Here is an 18,414-nt window from a genome sequence, read left to right as displayed (position 1 = left end):
CACCCAGGAATTTTCTACCATTGCTCCACTAGTATTAAGAAGATAATCGTTCACTAGAGTATTGCTAGCCATAACTCCGTCTTGATTGAAGTAATACCAAACATTGCTAATTTTTTCCCATCTATTACGAACAATCTTTCCTGAATCTGTAGCATAATACCATTTATCAGCAATTTTCACCCAGGAATTTTCTACCATTGCTCCACTAGTACGAAAAGCATAGTCATTAACAATAGTATTGCTGGCCATGATTCCATGTTGATCAAAGAAATACCAGACACCCGCAATCTTTTTCCAGTTTTTGATTGGTTGATTATTCTCATAAAAAAGCCATTTCCCATGCTCTTTCTGCCAACCATTCTTATGAGCTTCTTCAACTTTTTCTTTATTTGAAATAGCCTCTTTTTTAGAATTATTTTCTTTTACAACAACTGGTTCTTTCTTTTTTTCCGTCTTTTCAGCTTCATTCTTTGTATTTTCAACAACTTTTTCTCTTCTGATGCTGGAGTCTGATTTTTATCTTTAGACTGATTTTTGTCCACAGATTGACTCTTATTCGTCGTTTGACTTTGGTCTGTTGTTTTACTATCTTCAGCAAAGACTGATGTTGTGGGCACAATTGCCAATGCAAGAACTGCTGTACTTACAAGTAGTATTCTCTTCATTTTGCTCCCCTAAGTAGATATTCATCTACATCATTCGTAATTAACTTTATTTTAACATAGTTAAAATATGAAAATATTACAAAATGATGAAGATTCTATGTCTTATTGACAATAATGATGGTCTAGCTTATCTAAGACTGGCTTTTACTTCCTTGCGTAGATTTTCTAGACTGCTGATACCATATTTATCCATAACCTTTGGTAAATTTTCGATAATATCAGGACAGGCGTAAGGATTGGTAAAGTTGGCTGTTCCAACTCCTATAGCAGATGCTCCAGCCAGATACATTTCTAGGGCAGCTTCAGCCGAATCCACTCCTCCCATTCCAATGATAGGCAGGTCTGTTGTTTGGGCGACTTGGCGGATAAGTTTGAGGGCTACTGGAAAGACTGCTGGACCAGACATTCCACCTGTTCCATTGGCCAAGATTGGATTTCTGGTTTTGAGGTCAAAACGCATTCCAACCAGAGTATTAATCATAGTCAAGCCACTTGCTCCTGCATCCTCTGCTGCCTTTGCGACAGTAACGATATCGGTCACACTAGGAGTTAGTTTGACATAAACTGGTACATCAGAGGCTTCCACAGCTGCTTTCACCACATCATAAGCTAAATCTGGATCTTGACCAATCAAGAGTCCGTGATTACAGTGGTCAACATTGGGGCAAGAAATATTGAGCTCGATGGCCTTTACATTAGTTGCCTTGGAAATACCACTAGAAACGGCCGCATACTCTTGTTTTGAAAAACCAGCTACATTGGCAATAATGGGAAGATTTGGATATTCTCTTTCCAACCAAGGTAGCTTTTCAGCCAAAACAACTTCCAAACCAGGATTTTGCAAACCGATTGCATTAAGCATACCAGCGGGTGTTTCTGCCACTCTTGGAGTTGGATTGCCAAAGCGTGGTTCAAGGGTTGTCGCCTTGATCATAATAGAACCTAAAAGGTCTAAATCATAGTACTTGGCATACTCTTGACCAAAACCAAAACAGCCTGATGCTGGAATAATCGGATTTTTCAAATCCAAGCCTGGTAGAGAAACTTGTAAACGATTTGTAGTCATGATTTTCTCCTTATAGTACAACTGTTCCTGTGCGGAAAACAGGGCCATCTTCACAGACACGTTGGCTGACCGTCTCGCTTTCTGGCACTTTTAGGACGCAGGCATAGCAAGCCCCCATCCCACAAGCCATACGAGATTCTAGAGATAGATAGGCTCTTGGGTGGTCATAAAAGGTTTGATTGATATACTTCATCATTCCAGGCGCCCCACATGAGTAAACAGCATCAAATTGATTGTCTAAATCCTTGATGACTACAGAGACATTTCCCTTGATACCATAAGAACCATCATCTGTCGTTACAAAGACTTGACCATATTGAGCTAATTCCGTCTCTAAAATAACAGCATCCTTAGTGGCAAAACCGAGAACTGTCACTACTTTCACACCACGCGCATGCAATTCCTTGGCTACTTCAAGCAAGGGCGGAACACCAATTCCCCCACCAACAAGGAGAACCTGGCTCTGCTCATCAAGGTCAGACAAGTCAAAACCATTTCCCTGAGGACCCATCACATCAAGAGTGTCTCCCTGACTTAAGGTTGAGAAAATAGCTGTCCCAGCCCCTTCAATCCGATAAATGAGGTGACACTGCTTCTTTACCTTATCAATAGATGAAATTGAAATAGGACGGCGCAAGAGATGGGCATCATCGGGAACACGCAGATGAAGAAATTGGCCTGCTCGCATGGCTTCAACCATTTCCCCTTCTAGAACTAATTCAAAGATTGCTGGCGCGATTTCCTCCTGTGCAACCACCTTCATGGTTTCCAATCGAATAGCACCCAAACGTTTCTTACATGTGGGATTCATGACTTTTCCTCCTTAAATTTTAAGGGGACCAGATAAAGAAAAGACCTTGCTAGTGCAAGGCCTCAGTTAAAATCGTACAACAGAAGAGAGCACACTCAAAAAGTCTCCTCTAGAAAATTGTACTATTCTTTTATCTGACACCTTGTGAGTCTCTCTGGACTCCCCTTAAAGGTTAAATTTTTACTAGTATACTCTTTCAGCAAAAAAAAGTCAAGTAGAAAACGAACATTCTACTTGACCTCACGAGATTATTTTTCACGAATGACTTCAACCTTGTAGCCATCAGGGTCTTTGACAAAGTAATAGTTAGGTGCAGTTCCTGGTAGACCATTTGGCACAGTCACTTCATATCCTTTTGCACTATGCTCTTGATGAAGAGCTTCAAGATCAGGTGTACTTAGGGCGATATGGGCAAATCCATCTCCAACCACATAAGGACCATGATCGTAGTTATAAGTCAACTCCAACTCATAGTCGTCACCTTCAAGACCTAGATAGACAATCGTGAAGGCATGGTCTGGAAAATCTCTGCGACGCAATTCTTTAAATCCAAAAGCATCTTGATAGAATGCAATTGATTTTTCAAGATTTTCTACTCGCAAGCAAGTATGTAGCATTTTTGAAGCCATATTTTTCTCCTTTATTTTTAAAAAGACTGGGACAATCCTGTTCCAGTCTTATCAGTTATTATTTACCAAGTTTTGCTTTAGCTGCATCTGCAAGAGCTGTGAAAGCTGCTGCATCGTTAACAGCCAAGTCAGCAAGCATTTTACGGTTAACTTCGATCTCAGCCAATTTCAAACCATGCATTAATTGTGAGTATGAAAGTCCGTTCATACGAGCTGCCGCGTTGATACGAGTGATCCACAATTTGCGGAAGTCACGTTTTTTCTGACGACGGTCACGGTATGCATAGTAGTAAGAGTTCATTACTTGTTCTTTTGCAGTACGGAACAAGATGTGTTTAGCTCCATAGTAACCTTTTGCTAATTTAAGAATACGTTTACGACGTTTGCGTGATACAACGCCACCTTTAACACGTGCCATGTTTTATTTCCTCCAAATATTTCCTAGAATTGTTTACTTACAGTCAAGCTATTATTTCAAGCGAGTAAGCATTGCTTTGATACGTTTGTAATCTCCTGAATGCACCATAGATGCTTTACGAAGATGACGACGTTGTTTCTTAGTTTTTCCGTGGAAACGGTGAGAAGTGTAAGCACGGAAACGTTTAAGTCCACCAGAACCTGTACGTTTGAAACGTTTAGCTGATGCGCGGTGTGTTTTTTGTTTTGGCATGATTTTTTCTCCTTTATTTAACTTTCTGACAATTATTTTTTGTCAGTCGCTGGCGCCAATTGCATGAACATTTGACGTCCATCCATTTTAGCACGTTGTTCGATGATGGCAATATCTTGAGTTGCTTCAGCAAACTCGGCTAAAACTTTTGCACCAATCTCTTTATGGGTAATCATACGACCCTTAAAGCGAATAGATACCTTAACTTTATTTCCTTTTTCAAGGAATTTGCGTGCATTGCGAAGTTTTGTATCAAAGTCACCCTTGTCAATAGTTGGACTTAGACGAACTTCTTTCACAGTAACAACACTTTGTTTTTTACGTTGTTCTTTTTGCTTCTTCTGGTACTCAAATTTGAACTTACCGTAATCCATAATTTTTGCAACAGGCGGTTTGGCTTGGGGTTGAATCAATACTAGGTCAACATTAGCGTTATCAGCCAAAGCTTGCGCTTCACTAAGTGGCTTGATGCCTAGCTGTTCTCCTTCAAGACCAATCAAGCGAACTTCACGTACACGAATCTCATCATTGATGAATAAGTCTTGCTTTGCTATGGTTTTCACCTCTTTTGTTTTATTAGAGAAAAACAATAGCGGACTCGTAAATATACAAGCCCGCACGTTATGATAGCGTTTCTTAGAAACTTTTCATCCGTAGGGCCAGGCAACTTGATGTCACAAGGCGAGAAGCTCTCACTTCTGCTTTTCTCAACTTTTATATGATACCAAGTTTTCTAGCCCTTGTCAAGATAAAAAGTTATTTTTTTGAAAAGTTTCTGTTTGTATTTTGGCTTGGTTTCCACATCAAAAAGAGAGAACCAAGTTGATTCCCTCTCTATGTTAGTTTTTACTTATTTTCCCTATAGGAAAGCTAGAATCTATTAAAAACTTCCTTTTTCCGTAAACTTCCCCATCTTTCGATAAATAGAATCCCCACTAACAAAAGGATAATCAGGCAAGGAAGTAAAACTAGCCCCATGTCCCAATTTAGATTGACATTATCAATCAGCTTAGGTAATCTTCCAGATAAAATCTCCACTGAACGCAAGTAAGTAAAGGGAATCAGATGTGCAATCTTTTGAAGAGGCTGAATTGTTTGAATGCCAAACAATAAGCCAACAATCCCAATAAGTGAAAGAAAGAGGACAGGCATTTTTTGCTTGAAAAAGTAAGCAATCAAGTAGACGACTTCCACAATGACGATAAAGGCTAAGAAAGTTAAGAGCAAGCTAGGAAATAACACATCTTGTATCTTTCCAATAGTTACCTCTTGATTCACTAAGCTATAAATCGGGTAGGGATAATCTAACTGTCCAAAACCACTTATCAGACTTCCCACTAGAAAAGAAAATCCGCTGATTCCGATAAACAGCACAGTTACATAGCCCACCCCAACTCCAAGAGAAGACATTGCAAATGTCACTTTTGAAAAAGGATATAACTGAGCTGTATCCAGATGATTTTGATATCTTTCTGCAAATAGTTGCGTTAGCATAAAAATAATAGCAACTACAAACAAGGTTGGGATGATAGCCTCTAAAATCCAGACAATCTGATCAATCCCGTGGGTCGGAAACTCCAAAGGATGTGCTTTTATGTTCAAGGGATACAGGGCTTGGTAAGTCTTTCGTTCGCGGTCAACCGCCATTTTTAAGTCAGAACTAGCAGTCGGTTCCTTTGATAAAATTTCATAACTCTTCTCTACATCTTGCCACTGCAAATAGTAGGCTTCTTTCCAGCGCCCTTCTTTTAATAAAGTCAGAATTTCTGTCTTTTGAGTCAAATGATTTTTTTGCGAGTCTAAATTTTCTTTAGCAAACTGGTATTCCTCCGAGCTGGTGTCAGATATTTGGGAGAGTTTCTCTTCATATTCATTGATGACTCTCTCATTTTTTACAAGACGGGTTTCCAACTCGCTCTCCAAGCTGACGGAGTTTGCAGTCTGACTATTAAAATAAAAGGTAACACCGAGTCCAGATACAAATAAAGCTAAGATAATCCAGTTTAAGCGACTTTTGAAAACTTTTTTTAATAAAAATAGACTAACATCTTTCATAAACTAAACCTCTTCTATTTGCCCCTGATGAATGGTTACTACTCTATCGCAGACATCAACCAACTCTTCCTTATAGTGGGAACTTAAAAGAACCAGTTGCTCTTGTCTATCGATTTGTGCTAGCCTATCAAAAAACTTCTGTCGATAATACTCATCTAAGCCATTTGTAATCTCATCCATGAGCCAGCATTTCGCCTGACTGAGGAAATACATGGCAATCACCAAGCGTTGCTTCATGCCTAAGGAATACTTGCGGATGGGAAGGCTGATATAGTCAGACATTTCCCAGTAATCAATTTCATCCCCCAAGTTCAGCCCTGACTTCCAGATGTTTTTGATAAGACGAAGGTAGTCCATCCCACTTAAGTTTCCATCCAGCCATTCAATACTCTCATAATAAAATAAAGAAGGAGGGACTGCGATATTTCCACTACTTATGGGAATTAAGTTGCTAATGGCGCGGAATAGTGTCGTCTTTCCAGAGCCATTGATAGCAAGAATACCATAAATCCTACCCTTTTCAAATGTAAAATCAACATCTTGTAAGATGACTTGTCGCGTTTTTAAGGTCACATGAGTAAGCTGCAACATATCTAGCCCTCCTTTTTGGATTAATAGCCTCCGCTGTAGTAGTTTAGTACCTCATAACGATTGTAATTTCAGCCAGAACCAACTTTATACTCTGAATAGCTGTCATAACGAGACTGTGATAGTTCGTACTACACTTTCCAATCATACCTATAAGTTTTAAGAACGCTCACAGCAGATACACTGGACTGAAAAAGACCAATAGATCATAAACTAACTAATTAAATGGTTTTTACTAATTTTTAATAGTTTTATATCATTGAACTTGAATACGCTTTCATTATATCGTTTTTATCATTATTATGCAACAGATTTTTAGTTTATTTTACTAATATATAATATTTGTCCTTCCTATCGAACACTTTCGATTTTCCAATTTTTCCAACCTTTAAAGCGTATAGCTCCTTGCTGGTCAGTTCGGTAAACTTTGCTATTGATACCTTCCAGTCGTGTCAAGGTTTCCTGATGGGGGAGTTTCGTTCGATTGTTCTTTCCAACTGAGATGAGAGTCATCTCTGGTTTGAGATGTTCTAAAAAGGCTGAATTTGATGATTTTTTAGAGCCATGTTGGCCAGCTTTCAAAACATCCACTTCTAGGTCAGGATACTGCTTCAGCAATTCCTTCTCCCCTTTCTCCTCCAAATTTCCTGTGAAGAGAAAGTACTTATCCAAGAGTTTTCCATACAGAACCAGGGAATCATCATAACCTCCATCTCCTATTTTCCTTGGAGATAAGACTTCTAACTGACTTCCAAAAATTGGCAAGTTCTCTCCTGCTGTCACACTGCGCACCTTGGTTTGAATTGCCTGTAGTTCTGCCACAAATTCCTTCTGTTTCAAACTGCCTTTGGACACTAAAATTTCGCCTACATGGAAAGCCTTGGTCACCTCTAACAAATCTCCAACATGCTCCTTGTCCGTGTTAGTCAAAATTAGCTGGTCAATCTTAGCTACTCCTCGACTTTTGAGATAGGGAATCAAGGTTCGCTGGGCATTGCTGGTCGTCGTCCTTTCTTGCCATTTTTCGATTTTCTTATCAGATTCTACCTTGCCACCGACATCTATGAGAATGGTTTTCCCAGTTACATCCCGTAAGAAAATACTTTCTCCTTGCCCCACATCCAGCATGGTAATTTCATTTTCCAGTGGATGCTTAGTCAAGAAAAAGATACCCGTAATCAATAAGCTCAATACTGCTAGCCTTTTTATGCTTTTCCTCAAATCATAGACCAAAGCCAAAGAAATTAATAGTAGTATCAACAGCCATGCATTGGGTTGTCCAAAGACCAGAGGCCTACTTGCCACCTGTGATACCAAACGAATAATGCTTTCCAACCACTCAAAGAGAAAATTAAGCTGAATAACTGGATAGATAAAAGAAAGGGCAAATAAGATAGACAAGAGAGGTAAGAAGACCAAGTCAAATAGAAAGGAAAAGACAAAGGTCAAAAGGATGGACCATGGTTGAAATTCTGCAAAATAGAAGGATAAAATGGGTAATATACCCAAAGAAATGACAAGACTTTCTCTAGCAACAGCATGGAGCCCCTCGCCTTCTTTGCTAGTCATGGTCAAGATAAAAGCATAAGCGCAGGACAAGACTCCTCCTGCTGTCAAGAAAAAGTTGGGCATGACGATAAAGAGAACAAGCACAGTCAGGGCAAAATTATCCAAGCCCTTAACACCATGTTGAGCCAATAATTTTTGCAAGAGACTGCGAATGACCGATGCTGAAAATCCAGTTAGCCTCGCATAGATAAGGGAAAAGGGATAAGTCAACCACTTCAACTTTTCTTGGGTCAAGCCCAATCGCAAGAGAAGTTTCTTAAATCCGTCCATGAAAAAGCCTACCTGCATGCCCGACAAGGCAAAAAGATGGATAATTCCTAGACTAGAATAAAGCTCATTCATCTCCTCAAAGTCGGTGTCCAGATGTCCTAATAGAAGCCCCGTCATGTAATTGCGCATAGGGTCTGGAAAGTGCGTCTTGATCCAAACTACAGCCTTTCGACGTAAGCTGGACAGGTTTTCACCTATATCCCAACTGCCAACCTTTTGAAGTGACTGAATTTTTTTGATATTGAGAGTCTGGAAAATTCCCTGAGTCTTCAGATAGGCTTGGTAGTCAAAACCACCAAAATTTCTCTGCCCTTCTGGCTCCGAAAGTTTTCCTTCAAGTTCTATCTCATGAAGGTCTATTAAGGTTTGAAAGGCTTCTTTCTCCTCCTCGGACTGGAGTTTATAATAGACTTGAAAAATGCGTCCATCATGCTTACCACGAAAGGACAGGCTATCACCATTGACCTTAATAGTGTCAGGCAAAATCCGCACCCTTTCAACAGAATCCGCCAAATTTTGACTCGCTTGACTCTGTTGCCAATTTTGAAACAGAAACCAGAAACCAAAGATTCCACAAATCACTAGAACTTTTCTAACAGACTTCCACGGAAATTGGATAAAGAGACAGACTAGCAGAAAAACGAAGCCTAACAGTGCGATATATGATGCTGAGAAAATGGCGTAATAAAGCCAGAGCAATAGAAAACTCAGATAGATTAGGGGAATGGGGAAATTCTTAATCCACTGTAACATAGTCTTTTAGCTTTTCTATGGTTTTTGCACCAATACCAGAAACCTTCTTAAGTTCATCAACCGACTTGAATTTCCCATTTGATTCACGATGGTCGATAATATCCTGAGCTCGTTTGCCACCCAGACCCTTGACCTGTTTAAGCTCTTCCAGACTGGCCTTGTTGAGATTGACCTTCTTTGCTTTACTTGTCGAAGAATCCGTCCCCGAACCAGTCTGTTGACTAGCTGCTTCTTCTCCCTTAATTGGAACGTAGACCAGAGCTTCATCACTAACTTTCTGAGCTAGATTGAGCGATTTGCTGTCTGCTTGCTCTGTCAGGCCACCTGCCTTCTGAACGGCATCATTTACTCGACTACCTACAGGCAAATCATAAATCCCTGGCGATTTAACAGCACCCTTCACATCTACTGTGATTAGGTCTTGTTCAAGAGGTTCTGCCTTTTCTTCCTTCTTCACTTCCTTTTCGGTTAATAAATCCTTGGAAACAGCTGCAACTTCTGCCTGCAAATTCGTTTCCTTGACAGGTGTTGGTGGAGCTGGCTTTAGCAGGAAAAATCCGCCGACAAGTAAACCTAGTCCAGTACAGATAACAATGATTTTATACTCTTTGATTTTCTCGATAATTGCTTCCATATTTTCTCCTCTCTTAGATTATTCGTAAGAGGAAGAAAAAACAGTTGAAAATTTCTTCTCAACTGCTTATTAATTTGCAAAATAGTCTTCCTTGGTCAATACATAATGAACTCTTGTAACGATACGACCTTTTTCATGCTGGTCCATACAAGCATAAGGTTCTTCGTGGGAGAAGCGCATACCTGATTTCTCCATTACCTTGCCTGACGCAGGATTATCCTTATCGTGAAGGGCAGTCAACTTATTCATCCCTATCTTCTCAAAAGCCAGTTCAATCACAGCACGATTGGCTTCTGTCGTTAATCCTTGATTCCAATACTTTTTATTGATAATGTAGCCAATAGCTGCCTTCTTAAGAACAGGATCAATCTTGTGCAAGTCAATGGTTCCAATAAACTGACCATTGCTTTTTAGTTCTATTCCCCAGCGTCCCAAGGGATTTGCCAAGTAGAACTGAGCAATGTTATTCTTGGTTTCTTCCAAGCTTTGATCGGTTGGAAAAGTGTAACGCGTGTTTTCTCTGTCCGAGGCATACTCAAACATGGCTTCTGCATCATCCAAGGATACAGGTCTAAGCAATAAACGCTCTGTCTCCACTATTGGATACTGGGCTAGTTTTAAAAAGATTGATTCCATACTTCTCCTCCATTTAAAAATATTTTCTACCAATATAGCATAAAAAAGAAGTTACAACAAGATGCGATGACATCGACTACCAAATAATTAATTCTAGAGAAGAGGGTTTTCTGATCTTTGGAAGCATTTCTAAATGTTTCTTAAGATCAATAATTACATAATTCAGAGTCCTACTGACAATGAAGATTCGTCATTTTTTCTTTCCTTTTTTGAAGCTAGTATTTACTTTTTGGGAACTATATATCAGTTTACACAAGACACAATATATAGTACTTACGAGAATATCAAAAAGGCGATTTCCAAGCGGAAATCGTCTTTTTCATGCTTATTTCAAAAATTCATACTCAAATAGGAATGGAACAATTTCAGAATTATAATATTCTTTTACCTTTGTTTTCAATGTATTCAAGTGTCCGTTTAATTCGGGATAGTTATAGATTGTCTTATCATTTTCATCTTTTTCAGATGTGTTAAGCTCATCAATAATCTGATATACTGAATACGTTAATTTAGAATTATAATTTTTCGTTTTCTTAGCTTCTGTTAGGACTTTTCCCCATTGTTCAAATAAATCAGTCTCTTTAGAACCTTGTTTCAATTTTGCTAAGTTGACTGTTGCTAGCGTATCTCCATTAGAGTTATCCAATGACAACTCATTTCGGTAGAATCGTCCATCAGAACCATATAAACTTCTCATGTGATTTTGCGTTTCAAGTGTTGTGAAGAGCAGAATTTTTAATAAGTCTTGTTCAATCTTGTTACTTGATACAGCTTTATTAAAACGTTCAGCGCCATCGGCAGATTTCATAATATTAGCACGCTGTGTCCAGTGACGATTATAAGTAATGTAGCGACTGGCGGCAAACATTGGGAGCTTTTCTAAGAAATTATCAGAACGAAGGAAAAAACCATTTCCATTATATCTACCCGCTATCAATAAGCTTGATTTAGCATCAGGATTATCAAATCCGACACTATCAGCAACTAAGTATCCAATGATATTTTTATTGTAACGTGGTTTTATTCTTAATTTTTGCCCCTCGGGTTCTAGACCATTTAGACCTGTATGGATTCCGTCAAATCTATCGTTGCTATCATTTCGTTTATCATAGTAACATTCACTGTATTTTGAATAAGTTTTTTCAATATTTAGATTGTCTTCTCGAATAATTCTCCCTTGCTTATCAATGTTATATGCTTCTAAAGCAAGGCATTCTTGAAAGAACTCTTCGTTACTCCAAAGAGCACACATAATCATTGCATCGATGTTAGTGTGAAAGTGTTTGCGGTTAAAGGCAAACCCACCTAAAAATTTTTGATTGACTAAATGTTGAGCTTTCCAGTATTTCACTGGACTATAGACAATATAAGAATCTGTTGGTTGGCGTAAATAATATTTGAAAGCAGACCAAATAAAAATATTTCCAAGGTCATTTGTTGCTGGACCTCTTACTTCTTTTTTCATTTCGTTTACTAAAAAGCTTTTTTTCCAAGCAGACGATGATTTACCTGAACCAGCTTTTTGATGTTCGATAGAAGTTGTTTCCGCATAAGGTGGATTTTCATACAAAATAATTGTTAATTTTGGATCGTTGATATAGTTTTGAATAATTTCATTATTGATATATTCCTCGCTAAGAGCATCCGCTCCTCGGACTAACCCCATATTAAAAGTATCTTCTTTTTCAGTTGGTGGAATAATGTTACGAACTTTGTCACCGAGTAACTCTAGCAGAACTTTATACTCATAGTATTCGACAGTTGACAATACGCAGTGACTTAATTCCTCATCACTCATTAATTTCTCTAAATTTCCAGTTCCGGCACATCTATCCAAAATAATATAATCATTTCCTTCTGGAACACGCTTAATAGCTTGTCGGACTAGCTCCAATGACTTTTGAACATAAGGTTCAGGAGTGTAGAAAGCTCCTAAGTTTTTCTTTTGTAAAGTATCATTGAGTTTATCCATCAAATAGTGAAATTGTGCATTAGTTTCACCGATATAGGGATTGATAAATTCTTTTAGTTTCTCAGGTTTCCGAATTTCACCAATAATTTTAACTTTACCAGTATGATCACCAATAAAATCAGACTTTTTAGCTCCTTTGTTTTCACGATAAAAACGTTCTGCCCAACCAACAATACAGTTTTCATCGATGTTAATTTTTGTATATTGCTTTGAACGTAGTAATTTAATAAGACGATCTTCGTCTAGTTGATTTTGACCGTATTCTAAAACTGCAAGAGGATTACCAGAAGAAAAACCAGAGGTTTTTACACTTGCACCACCAAAATATACTTTTTCGATATGTGTTAAATAGTCCTGACTATCAAAAACGTAGATTTTTTCATTCGTTAGCGACACAAGCAGAATGTTTTTGGGAATTTCTTTTCCTTTGATTCTCCGAGCAGATAGATATTTGATGGCTTGGAATAGAACAGTGTTAATATCATTGATAACAACTTTAAATTCAATCAGATTTCCATTTACAATACCATCTGTGTAATCCGTTAAAATATCATCTATTTTCAAAGTATTATCAACTAGAGGTAGATAATCTTGATAAAACTTGAGTTGTCCATCAACTTCGTTTGAGAAATGGTTATGCATATTGTAGCTCCCCATTTCTCTCTAAAGATAACTCAGAAAACTCAACATAAAAAGCCTTCTCACAAAAATGTGAAAATGCCTGTTTTAATGCTTGACAAAAAACACGTCCGATTACATAATCAGCGTGAGCTGTGAGCTGTGAGCTGTGAGCTGTGAGCTGTGATTGCGTTCATAATACTTAATTTCCTTTATTTTTGTTACTTCTATTATATCAAAATTTTGAAATACTGCGAAGAATTTAGACATTATTAAAAGAAGATTTCCGTTTGTAAGTCGCCTTTTTGATATTCTCGTAAGCACTATATCTTGTGTCTAGTATAAATTGATATATAGTTCCCGAAATCTAATTATCATATAAAAGAAAGAGCAATTCCACCTGAACTGCTCTTTTTTGCTACTCTGTTTCTTCTTGGTTTTCTTCACTCTCTTCTTTTTTAATTGGAGCTGGTTCATAAGCTCGAATAATCTGAGCGACAATTGGATGGCGAACCACATCCTTGGCTGAAAAATGAACAAAGTCAATCTGTTGAATGTTCTTGAGTTTCTCTTGAGCATCAATCAAACCGGACTTGACATTACGTGGTAGGTCAATCTGACTGATATCTCCATTGACAATCATCTTAGAATTAAAGCCTAAACGAGTCAAGAACATCTTCATCTGCATGATGGTCGTATTTTGCGCTTCATCGAGAATGACAAAGGCATCATCCAAGGTCCGTCCACGCATATAGGCAAGTGGCGCAATCTCGATAATTTCTCGCTCCATAAGACGAGTTGTTTGGTCTTTTCCCAGAATCTGATACAAGGCATCGTAAACAGGTCGAAGGTAAGGATCCACCTTCTCCTTAAGATCACCTGGAAGAAAACCTAGACTCTCTCCTGCCTCCACCGCTGGACGTGTCAATATAATCCGCTTAACCTGACCACGTTTAAGGGCAGTCACTGCCAAGGTCACTGCAAGAAAGGTCTTCCCTGTCCCTGCAGGCCCAATTCCAAAGGTCACATCGTGCTGTTTAACACTGTCCACATAAAGCTTTTGACCCAAGGTTTTGACGCGAATAGGCTTCCCTGTATTGTCCTTGATAATTTCTTCTTCATAAAGGGCGACAAACTTGTCAATTTCATCGTTTTTGACCATGCTAATCGCAGTCACCACATCTGGCGTGCCAACGGTCATCCCACGATTCACCAAGACCATGAGAGCCTGAATAACCTGACGAGCTTCCTCACAGGCAGCCTCTTCTCCCAAAACCTGCACAATCTCCGTACGGGCATGAATAACCACATCAAGCTCTTCTTCCATCAAACGAAGATGACGCTCATTGGAACCAAAAAGATGAAACAGGTCATCTGGATGACTCAGTTGAATGTCTATTGAATGTTCCTTCAAATAAAGAACCTCTCTAATCCTTTTATTTCTTTTTATTATAGCAAAGGGATGGAGAAATTACTAGCCCAAACCCAGTGAATCATGCTAGTGTTCTAAGTATTCTTGCCAAATAACGTCAAAGTCTCCTAGGTTAAAAGAGAAACTGGCATGTTCTTCCAAAAAGCGACTCACCTCATCAAAATCATCTGTATGTTTTGGAAAGGCTGATTCTTCAAAAGCGAGGTCTGCCAAGATAGCCTTGGGACTATTACTTTTAGGATTGCGCTCGGTCATGAGCCAAGTGTAAAATGATTTTCTCATATGCCACCCTAAATCAATTCTGTCCCAAACTGGTCTTGCTTGATTTTACCAGCCTTCATAAGACCACCTAGAGCTTTTTTAAACTGACCTTTAGAAATGCCAAAGGTTGCCTTGATATCCTCAGGAGATGACTTATCATTTAAGGTCATGAAACCGCCATTGCTTTCCAAATAAGTCAAAATCATCTGAGCATCATTTTCCAACATCTCAAAGGAACGAGGTTTAAGGGATAGGTTCAAAGTACGATCCACTTCACGGAAACCAATGACACGCGCATCTAAAACTTGACCCAAACGTGGCTCTGCATAGCGCTCGCTAGGATGGATAAAGCCAAGCATGTTATTTTCTGGCAGGTAAACAAAAGTTCCTGACAGCTTGAGACGGTATACAATGGCTGGCCAGTTTTGGTTCTGCATATTGTTGTAGGCAGGACGAGCCAGACGTTGGAAGTCTTCTTGATAAGCCAAGAGTCCCCAGATACGGTCTTTCTTGTCCACTTCAAGACGGATGTAAAGTTGGTCGCCCTTCTTAGGCCAGAGTTCCTTGAGCTCAGGGAGAATATCGAGTGACACAACGATTTCCTTATCAGGAAGGCCTGTATCCACAAAGACACCCAAGTCTTTACGAACTTCCGTTACAGTTCCCCAACCAAATTGGTCCTGAGTGGCGGTCACTTCTAGAGTTGTCAGGCGGAGTTTTTGCTTCATATCCGTGTAGGCAAAACCTTTGACCGTATCCCCTACTGTATGCTGACCTTCTTCCTTAGCAAGAGCATAGGTTTGACCATCCTTTTGCACAAAGTAAAAACGATCGTTTTCATCGATGATCAGCCCAACGATAAAACTTGCAAGATTTGTATTCATATTTCCTTCTTTCGAATAAAACTCAGCCAGCAATGCCAACTGAGTTTTTCTGTTTATTTTTAGACTTCCAAAAGTTCTTTTTCTTTATTAGCAGTCATGTCATCGATGTGTTTAACAGCATCGTCTGTTACTTTTTGAATATCTTTTTCAAGAGTCTTCAATTCGTCTTCAGTGATTTCTTTTGCTTTTTCTTGTTTCTTAGCTTCATCCATAGCATCACGACGGATATTGCGGACAGCCACTTTAGCATTCTCACCGACCTTCTTCACTTCTTTAGCAAGGTCACGACGAGTTTCTTCTGTAAGAGCTGGGATAACCAAGCGAATCACAGAACCGTCGTTAGCTGGTGTGATACCAAGATCAGAAGCGTTCAAGGCACGTTCGATGTCTTTCAATGAAGATTTGTCAAATGGTGTGACCAACAAAACACGCGCTTCTGGAATCGTAATTGAAGCGATTTGGTTAAGAGGAGTTTCTACTCCGTAGTATTCTACATGTACACGGTCAAGCAAGCTTGCATTGGCACGACCGGCACGGATACCACCAAATTCACGAGCAAGTGATTGGTGAGACTGGGTCATTCTCTCTTTAGCTTTTTCAATAATTGCGTTAGCCATAATCTTTCTTATTCCTTTTCTTCGATATTGTTTGAAACTGTTGTTCCGATATTTTCACCAAATACGACACGTTTGATGTTGCCTGGTTGGTTCATGTTGAAGACAACCAAGTCAATGTCGTTATCCATTGAGAGGGTTGAAGCTGTTGAGTCCATGATACGAAGACCTTTGTTGATAACATCACGGTGAGTCAATTCTTCAAACTTAACGGCTGTCTTGTCCTTCTTAGGATCGGCATTGTAAACACCGTCGACACCATTTTTAGCCATAAGGATGGCATCTGCTTCGATTTCAGCTGCACGAAGAGCCGCTGTTGTATCGGTTGAGAAGTAAGGTGAACCAATTCCGGCACCAAAGATAACGATACGGCCTTTTTCAAGGTGACGAAGGGCACGTCCACGTACGTAAGGCTCTGCCACTTGTTGCATGGCAATGGCTGTTTGAACACGTGTATCGACACCAACTTGTTGCAATGAATCTGCCATCACAAGAGCATTCATAACAGTCCCAAGCATTCCTGTGTAATCTGCCTGAACGCGGTCCATACCTGCTTCTGCAGCAGGTTCTCCACGCCAGAGATTTCCTCCACCAATAACAAGGGCAATTTCGATACCTAAGCTATGAACTTCTTGAATCTCTTTTGCGATTGTTTGAACTGTTTGGATATCAATCCCTACGCCACGTTCACCGGCAAGGGCTTCACCTGATAACTTGATTAAAATACGTTTATACTTGGGATTCGCCATTTTCACTCTCCTTTTTTTATCCTACCTATTTTATCACAAATTCTAAGATTTTTATAGTATCATGAGCAATTCTTTCAAAAAAATTAGACCGTTAAAAATTCCTCTAAATCGTTAAGGGCACGCTCTGCAATTTTTTCATAACGAGCCTTCTTATCACGGATACGCTCGCCTTCCAACTCTTTGATAATCCCAAAATTGACATTCATTGGTTGGAAATGTTTGCTGTCCGTATGGGTGATGTAATGAGCCAGACTTCCAATCGCTGTGGTCTCTGGGAAAATAGCCTCGCTTTCTCCCTTGAAGAGACGAGCCGCGTTAATTCCCGCAACTAATCCTGACGCTGCTGACTCAACATAGCCTTCCACACCCGTCATTTGACCAGCAAAGAAGAGATTTGGTTGTTTCTTAGAACGGTAAGTCTGCTCAAGAAGATTTGGTGAATCCATGTAAGAATTGCGGTGCATGACACCATAGCGAACAAACTCAGCATTTTCAAGACCTGGAATCATTTGGAAGACACGCTTTTGTTCTCCCCATTTGAGGTGGGTCTGGAAACCGACGATATTGTAGAGACTACCAGCTGCATTGTCCTGACGAAGTTGGACAACCGCGTAAGGTGTTTTGAATTCGCCATCACGAGGTCCTGTGTAGTCGTCTGGATACTCAAGACCGACTGGCTTCATAGGACCATAAAGCATTGTTTTTATGCCACGCTTGGCCATGACTTCGATAGGCATACATCCTTCAAAGTACTTTTCTTTTTCAAAAGAATTGAGCGGTGCTTCCTCCGCATTGACCAAGGCCTCATGGAAATCCATAAATTCTTGCTTAGTCATAGGGGCATTGAGATAGGCCGCCTCTCCCTTATCATAACGAGACTTGAGATAGACCTTGCTCATATCGATAGTGTTGACATCGATAATAGGCGCTGCCGCATCATAGAAATAGAATCCATCGCCGTCATTAAGGGCATGAATCTTCTCAGCCAGGGCATCGCTAGTCAAAGGACCAGTAGCGACCACAGTAATAACGTCCGTTGGCAATTCTGTAATTTCATCACGAACCACTTCAATCAAGGGATGGTTGGCCACTTTTTCAGTCACCATTTGAGAGAAACCATCACGGTCTACCGCAAGAGCCCCACCCGCAGGAACTCGTGTAGCTTCAGCAGATTCCAAAATAACAGAACCCAAGCGACGCATTTCTTCCTTGAGAAGACCAACTGCATTTGTCAAAGCATCCCCACGAAGGGAATTAGAACAAACTAACTCAGCAAAATTGTCTGTTTTGTGCTGGGGTGTTGACTTGACACCACGCATTTCATAAAGTTTAACTGGAATACCACGCTCTGCGATTTGGTAGGCTGCTTCAGAACCTGCCAAACCAGCACCGATAACATTGATATAAGATTGAGACACGACACTAATACCTCTTTGGGAGTGTGAAAACAAATTTCACATTGAAAAAGCCAATCGGACTTATGAGCTTTCGAGTTTCTTGGCTCAAGCTGAAAAAGTCCACAGGACTTTCCTCGCTTT

19 protein-coding genes, 1 pseudogene and 1 other annotated feature are annotated in these 18,414 nt (G+C 39.6%); all 20 genes and pseudogenes read right to left on the bottom strand.

What is annotated here, in order from left to right; genetic code table 11:
* Positions 1–249, bottom strand: a pseudogene (locus HMPREF2613_RS11705) (endo-beta-N-acetylglucosaminidase); the annotation flags it as partial.
* A gap of 173 nt (positions 250–422) precedes the next feature.
* Positions 423–665, bottom strand: coding sequence for a hypothetical protein (locus HMPREF2613_RS11700; RefSeq protein WP_261673958.1), 243 nt, complete (start codon positions 663–665; stop codon positions 423–425).
* Positions 666–792: 127 nt separating this feature from the next.
* Positions 793–1,779: a dihydroorotate dehydrogenase gene (locus HMPREF2613_RS03055; RefSeq protein WP_186822069.1), complete on the bottom strand. Its 987-nt coding sequence runs from the start codon at positions 1,777–1,779 to the stop codon at positions 793–795.
* Positions 1,742–2,542: a dihydroorotate dehydrogenase electron transfer subunit gene (locus HMPREF2613_RS03050; protein WP_070478872.1), complete on the bottom strand. Its 801-nt coding sequence runs from the start codon at positions 2,540–2,542 to the stop codon at positions 1,742–1,744. Before HMPREF2613_RS03050 ends, HMPREF2613_RS03055 begins: the two co-directional genes overlap by 38 nt.
* Positions 2,543–2,790: 248 nt before the next feature.
* The gene (locus tag HMPREF2613_RS03045) at positions 2,791–3,171 is read right to left on the bottom strand and encodes a lactoylglutathione lyase (protein WP_070478869.1); all 381 of its coding nucleotides are present in this window, start codon (positions 3,169–3,171) and stop codon (positions 2,791–2,793) included.
* Between the two features lie 58 nt (positions 3,172–3,229).
* On the bottom strand, positions 3,230–3,589 hold the full coding sequence (gene rplT, locus HMPREF2613_RS03040) for a 50S ribosomal protein L20 (protein WP_000124834.1): 360 nt from the start codon (positions 3,587–3,589) through the stop codon (positions 3,230–3,232).
* 51 nt (positions 3,590–3,640) lie between these two features.
* On the bottom strand, positions 3,641–3,841 hold the full coding sequence (rpmI, locus tag HMPREF2613_RS03035; RefSeq protein ID WP_001125943.1) for a 50S ribosomal protein L35: 201 nt from the start codon (positions 3,839–3,841) through the stop codon (positions 3,641–3,643).
* A 32-nt stretch (positions 3,842–3,873) separates the two neighbouring features.
* Positions 3,874–4,404 (bottom strand): translation initiation factor IF-3, encoded by a 531-nt coding sequence (infC, locus tag HMPREF2613_RS03030; protein ID WP_000848180.1) that lies wholly within the window; start codon positions 4,402–4,404, stop codon positions 3,874–3,876.
* Positions 4,405–4,419: 15 nt separating this feature from the next.
* Positions 4,420–4,551, bottom strand: a sequence feature (ribosomal protein L20 leader region).
* A 160-nt stretch (positions 4,552–4,711) separates the two neighbouring features.
* A complete protein-coding gene (locus tag HMPREF2613_RS03025) occupies positions 4,712–5,896 on the bottom strand; it encodes a hypothetical protein (RefSeq protein WP_070478867.1) in 1,185 nt (394 codons plus the stop codon).
* A gap of 3 nt (positions 5,897–5,899) precedes the next feature.
* Positions 5,900–6,487, bottom strand: coding sequence for an ATP-binding cassette domain-containing protein (locus tag HMPREF2613_RS03020; protein ID WP_070478865.1), 588 nt, complete (start codon positions 6,485–6,487; stop codon positions 5,900–5,902).
* Between the two features lie 348 nt (positions 6,488–6,835).
* Positions 6,836–9,076, bottom strand: a complete 2,241-nt coding sequence (locus HMPREF2613_RS03015) for a DNA internalization-related competence protein ComEC/Rec2 (protein ID WP_070478862.1) — start codon at positions 9,074–9,076, stop codon at positions 6,836–6,838.
* Positions 9,060–9,710 (bottom strand): helix-hairpin-helix domain-containing protein, encoded by a 651-nt coding sequence (locus tag HMPREF2613_RS03010; RefSeq protein WP_070478860.1) that lies wholly within the window; start codon positions 9,708–9,710, stop codon positions 9,060–9,062. Before HMPREF2613_RS03010 ends, HMPREF2613_RS03015 begins: the two co-directional genes overlap by 17 nt.
* A 69-nt stretch (positions 9,711–9,779) precedes the next feature.
* Positions 9,780–10,346: a GNAT family N-acetyltransferase gene (locus HMPREF2613_RS03005; RefSeq protein ID WP_049488676.1), complete on the bottom strand. Its 567-nt coding sequence runs from the start codon at positions 10,344–10,346 to the stop codon at positions 9,780–9,782.
* Between the two features lie 325 nt (positions 10,347–10,671).
* Positions 10,672–12,960: a hypothetical protein gene (locus HMPREF2613_RS02995; RefSeq protein ID WP_049491844.1), complete on the bottom strand. Its 2,289-nt coding sequence runs from the start codon at positions 12,958–12,960 to the stop codon at positions 10,672–10,674.
* A 394-nt stretch (positions 12,961–13,354) separates the two neighbouring features.
* Positions 13,355–14,350 (bottom strand): PhoH family protein, encoded by a 996-nt coding sequence (locus tag HMPREF2613_RS02990; RefSeq protein WP_049488669.1) that lies wholly within the window; start codon positions 14,348–14,350, stop codon positions 13,355–13,357.
* Between the two features lie 84 nt (positions 14,351–14,434).
* Complete coding sequence (locus tag HMPREF2613_RS02985) at positions 14,435–14,650, bottom strand: YozE family protein (RefSeq protein WP_049488667.1); 216 nt, start codon at positions 14,648–14,650, stop codon at positions 14,435–14,437.
* A gap of 8 nt (positions 14,651–14,658) precedes the next feature.
* Positions 14,659–15,513, bottom strand: coding sequence for an RNA-binding virulence regulatory protein CvfB (gene cvfB, locus HMPREF2613_RS02980; protein ID WP_049488665.1), 855 nt, complete (start codon positions 15,511–15,513; stop codon positions 14,659–14,661).
* 59 nt (positions 15,514–15,572) lie between these two features.
* Complete coding sequence (gene frr / locus HMPREF2613_RS02975) at positions 15,573–16,130, bottom strand: ribosome recycling factor (protein ID WP_001262225.1); 558 nt, start codon at positions 16,128–16,130, stop codon at positions 15,573–15,575.
* An 8-nt stretch (positions 16,131–16,138) separates the two neighbouring features.
* Positions 16,139–16,876, bottom strand: coding sequence for a UMP kinase (gene pyrH, locus HMPREF2613_RS02970; protein WP_000002996.1), 738 nt, complete (start codon positions 16,874–16,876; stop codon positions 16,139–16,141).
* Positions 16,877–16,959: 83 nt separating this feature from the next.
* A complete protein-coding gene (gene trmFO / locus HMPREF2613_RS02965) occupies positions 16,960–18,294 on the bottom strand; it encodes a methylenetetrahydrofolate--tRNA-(uracil(54)-C(5))-methyltransferase (FADH(2)-oxidizing) TrmFO (protein ID WP_070478858.1) in 1,335 nt (444 codons plus the stop codon).
* Between the last annotated feature and the right edge of the window lie 120 nt (positions 18,295–18,414).

It is taken from the genome of Streptococcus sp. HMSC070B10, assembly GCF_001808665.1.
Lineage (GTDB): Bacteria > Bacillota > Bacilli > Lactobacillales > Streptococcaceae > Streptococcus.
Note: the sequence above shows the minus strand (reverse complement) of the source record. Positions and strands in the feature narration are given on the sequence as shown.

Excerpts from the sequence above, each read along its gene's own strand:
- HMPREF2613_RS11700 (WP_261673958.1), bottom strand. The coding sequence starts at position 665 with ATGAAGAGAATACTACTTGTAAGTACAGCAGTTCTTGCATTGGCAATT.
- HMPREF2613_RS03055 (WP_186822069.1), bottom strand. The coding sequence starts at position 1,779 with ATGGCCCTGTTTTCCGCACAGGAACAGTTGTACTATAAGGAGAAAATC.
- HMPREF2613_RS03050 (WP_070478872.1), bottom strand. The coding sequence starts at position 2,542 with ATGAATCCCACATGTAAGAAACGTTTGGGTGCTATTCGATTGGAAACC.
- HMPREF2613_RS03045 (WP_070478869.1), bottom strand. The coding sequence starts at position 3,171 with ATGGCTTCAAAAATGCTACATACTTGCTTGCGAGTAGAAAATCTTGAA.
- rplT (WP_000124834.1), bottom strand. The coding sequence starts at position 3,589 with ATGGCACGTGTTAAAGGTGGCGTTGTATCACGCAAACGTCGTAAACGT.
- rpmI (WP_001125943.1), bottom strand. The coding sequence starts at position 3,841 with ATGCCAAAACAAAAAACACACCGCGCATCAGCTAAACGTTTCAAACGT.
- HMPREF2613_RS03025 (WP_070478867.1), bottom strand. The coding sequence starts at position 5,896 with ATGAAAGATGTTAGTCTATTTTTATTAAAAAAAGTTTTCAAAAGTCGC.
- HMPREF2613_RS03020 (WP_070478865.1), bottom strand. The coding sequence starts at position 6,487 with ATGTTGCAGCTTACTCATGTGACCTTAAAAACGCGACAAGTCATCTTA.
- HMPREF2613_RS03015 (WP_070478862.1), bottom strand. The coding sequence starts at position 9,076 with ATGTTACAGTGGATTAAGAATTTCCCCATTCCCCTAATCTATCTGAGT.
- HMPREF2613_RS03010 (WP_070478860.1), bottom strand. The coding sequence starts at position 9,710 with ATGGAAGCAATTATCGAGAAAATCAAAGAGTATAAAATCATTGTTATC.
- HMPREF2613_RS03005 (WP_049488676.1), bottom strand. The coding sequence starts at position 10,346 with ATGGAATCAATCTTTTTAAAACTAGCCCAGTATCCAATAGTGGAGACA.
- HMPREF2613_RS02995 (WP_049491844.1), bottom strand. The coding sequence starts at position 12,960 with ATGCATAACCATTTCTCAAACGAAGTTGATGGACAACTCAAGTTTTAT.
- HMPREF2613_RS02985 (WP_049488667.1), bottom strand. The coding sequence starts at position 14,650 with ATGAGAAAATCATTTTACACTTGGCTCATGACCGAGCGCAATCCTAAA.
- cvfB (WP_049488665.1), bottom strand. The coding sequence starts at position 15,513 with ATGAATACAAATCTTGCAAGTTTTATCGTTGGGCTGATCATCGATGAA.
- frr (WP_001262225.1), bottom strand. The coding sequence starts at position 16,130 with ATGGCTAACGCAATTATTGAAAAAGCTAAAGAGAGAATGACCCAGTCT.
- pyrH (WP_000002996.1), bottom strand. The coding sequence starts at position 16,876 with ATGGCGAATCCCAAGTATAAACGTATTTTAATCAAGTTATCAGGTGAA.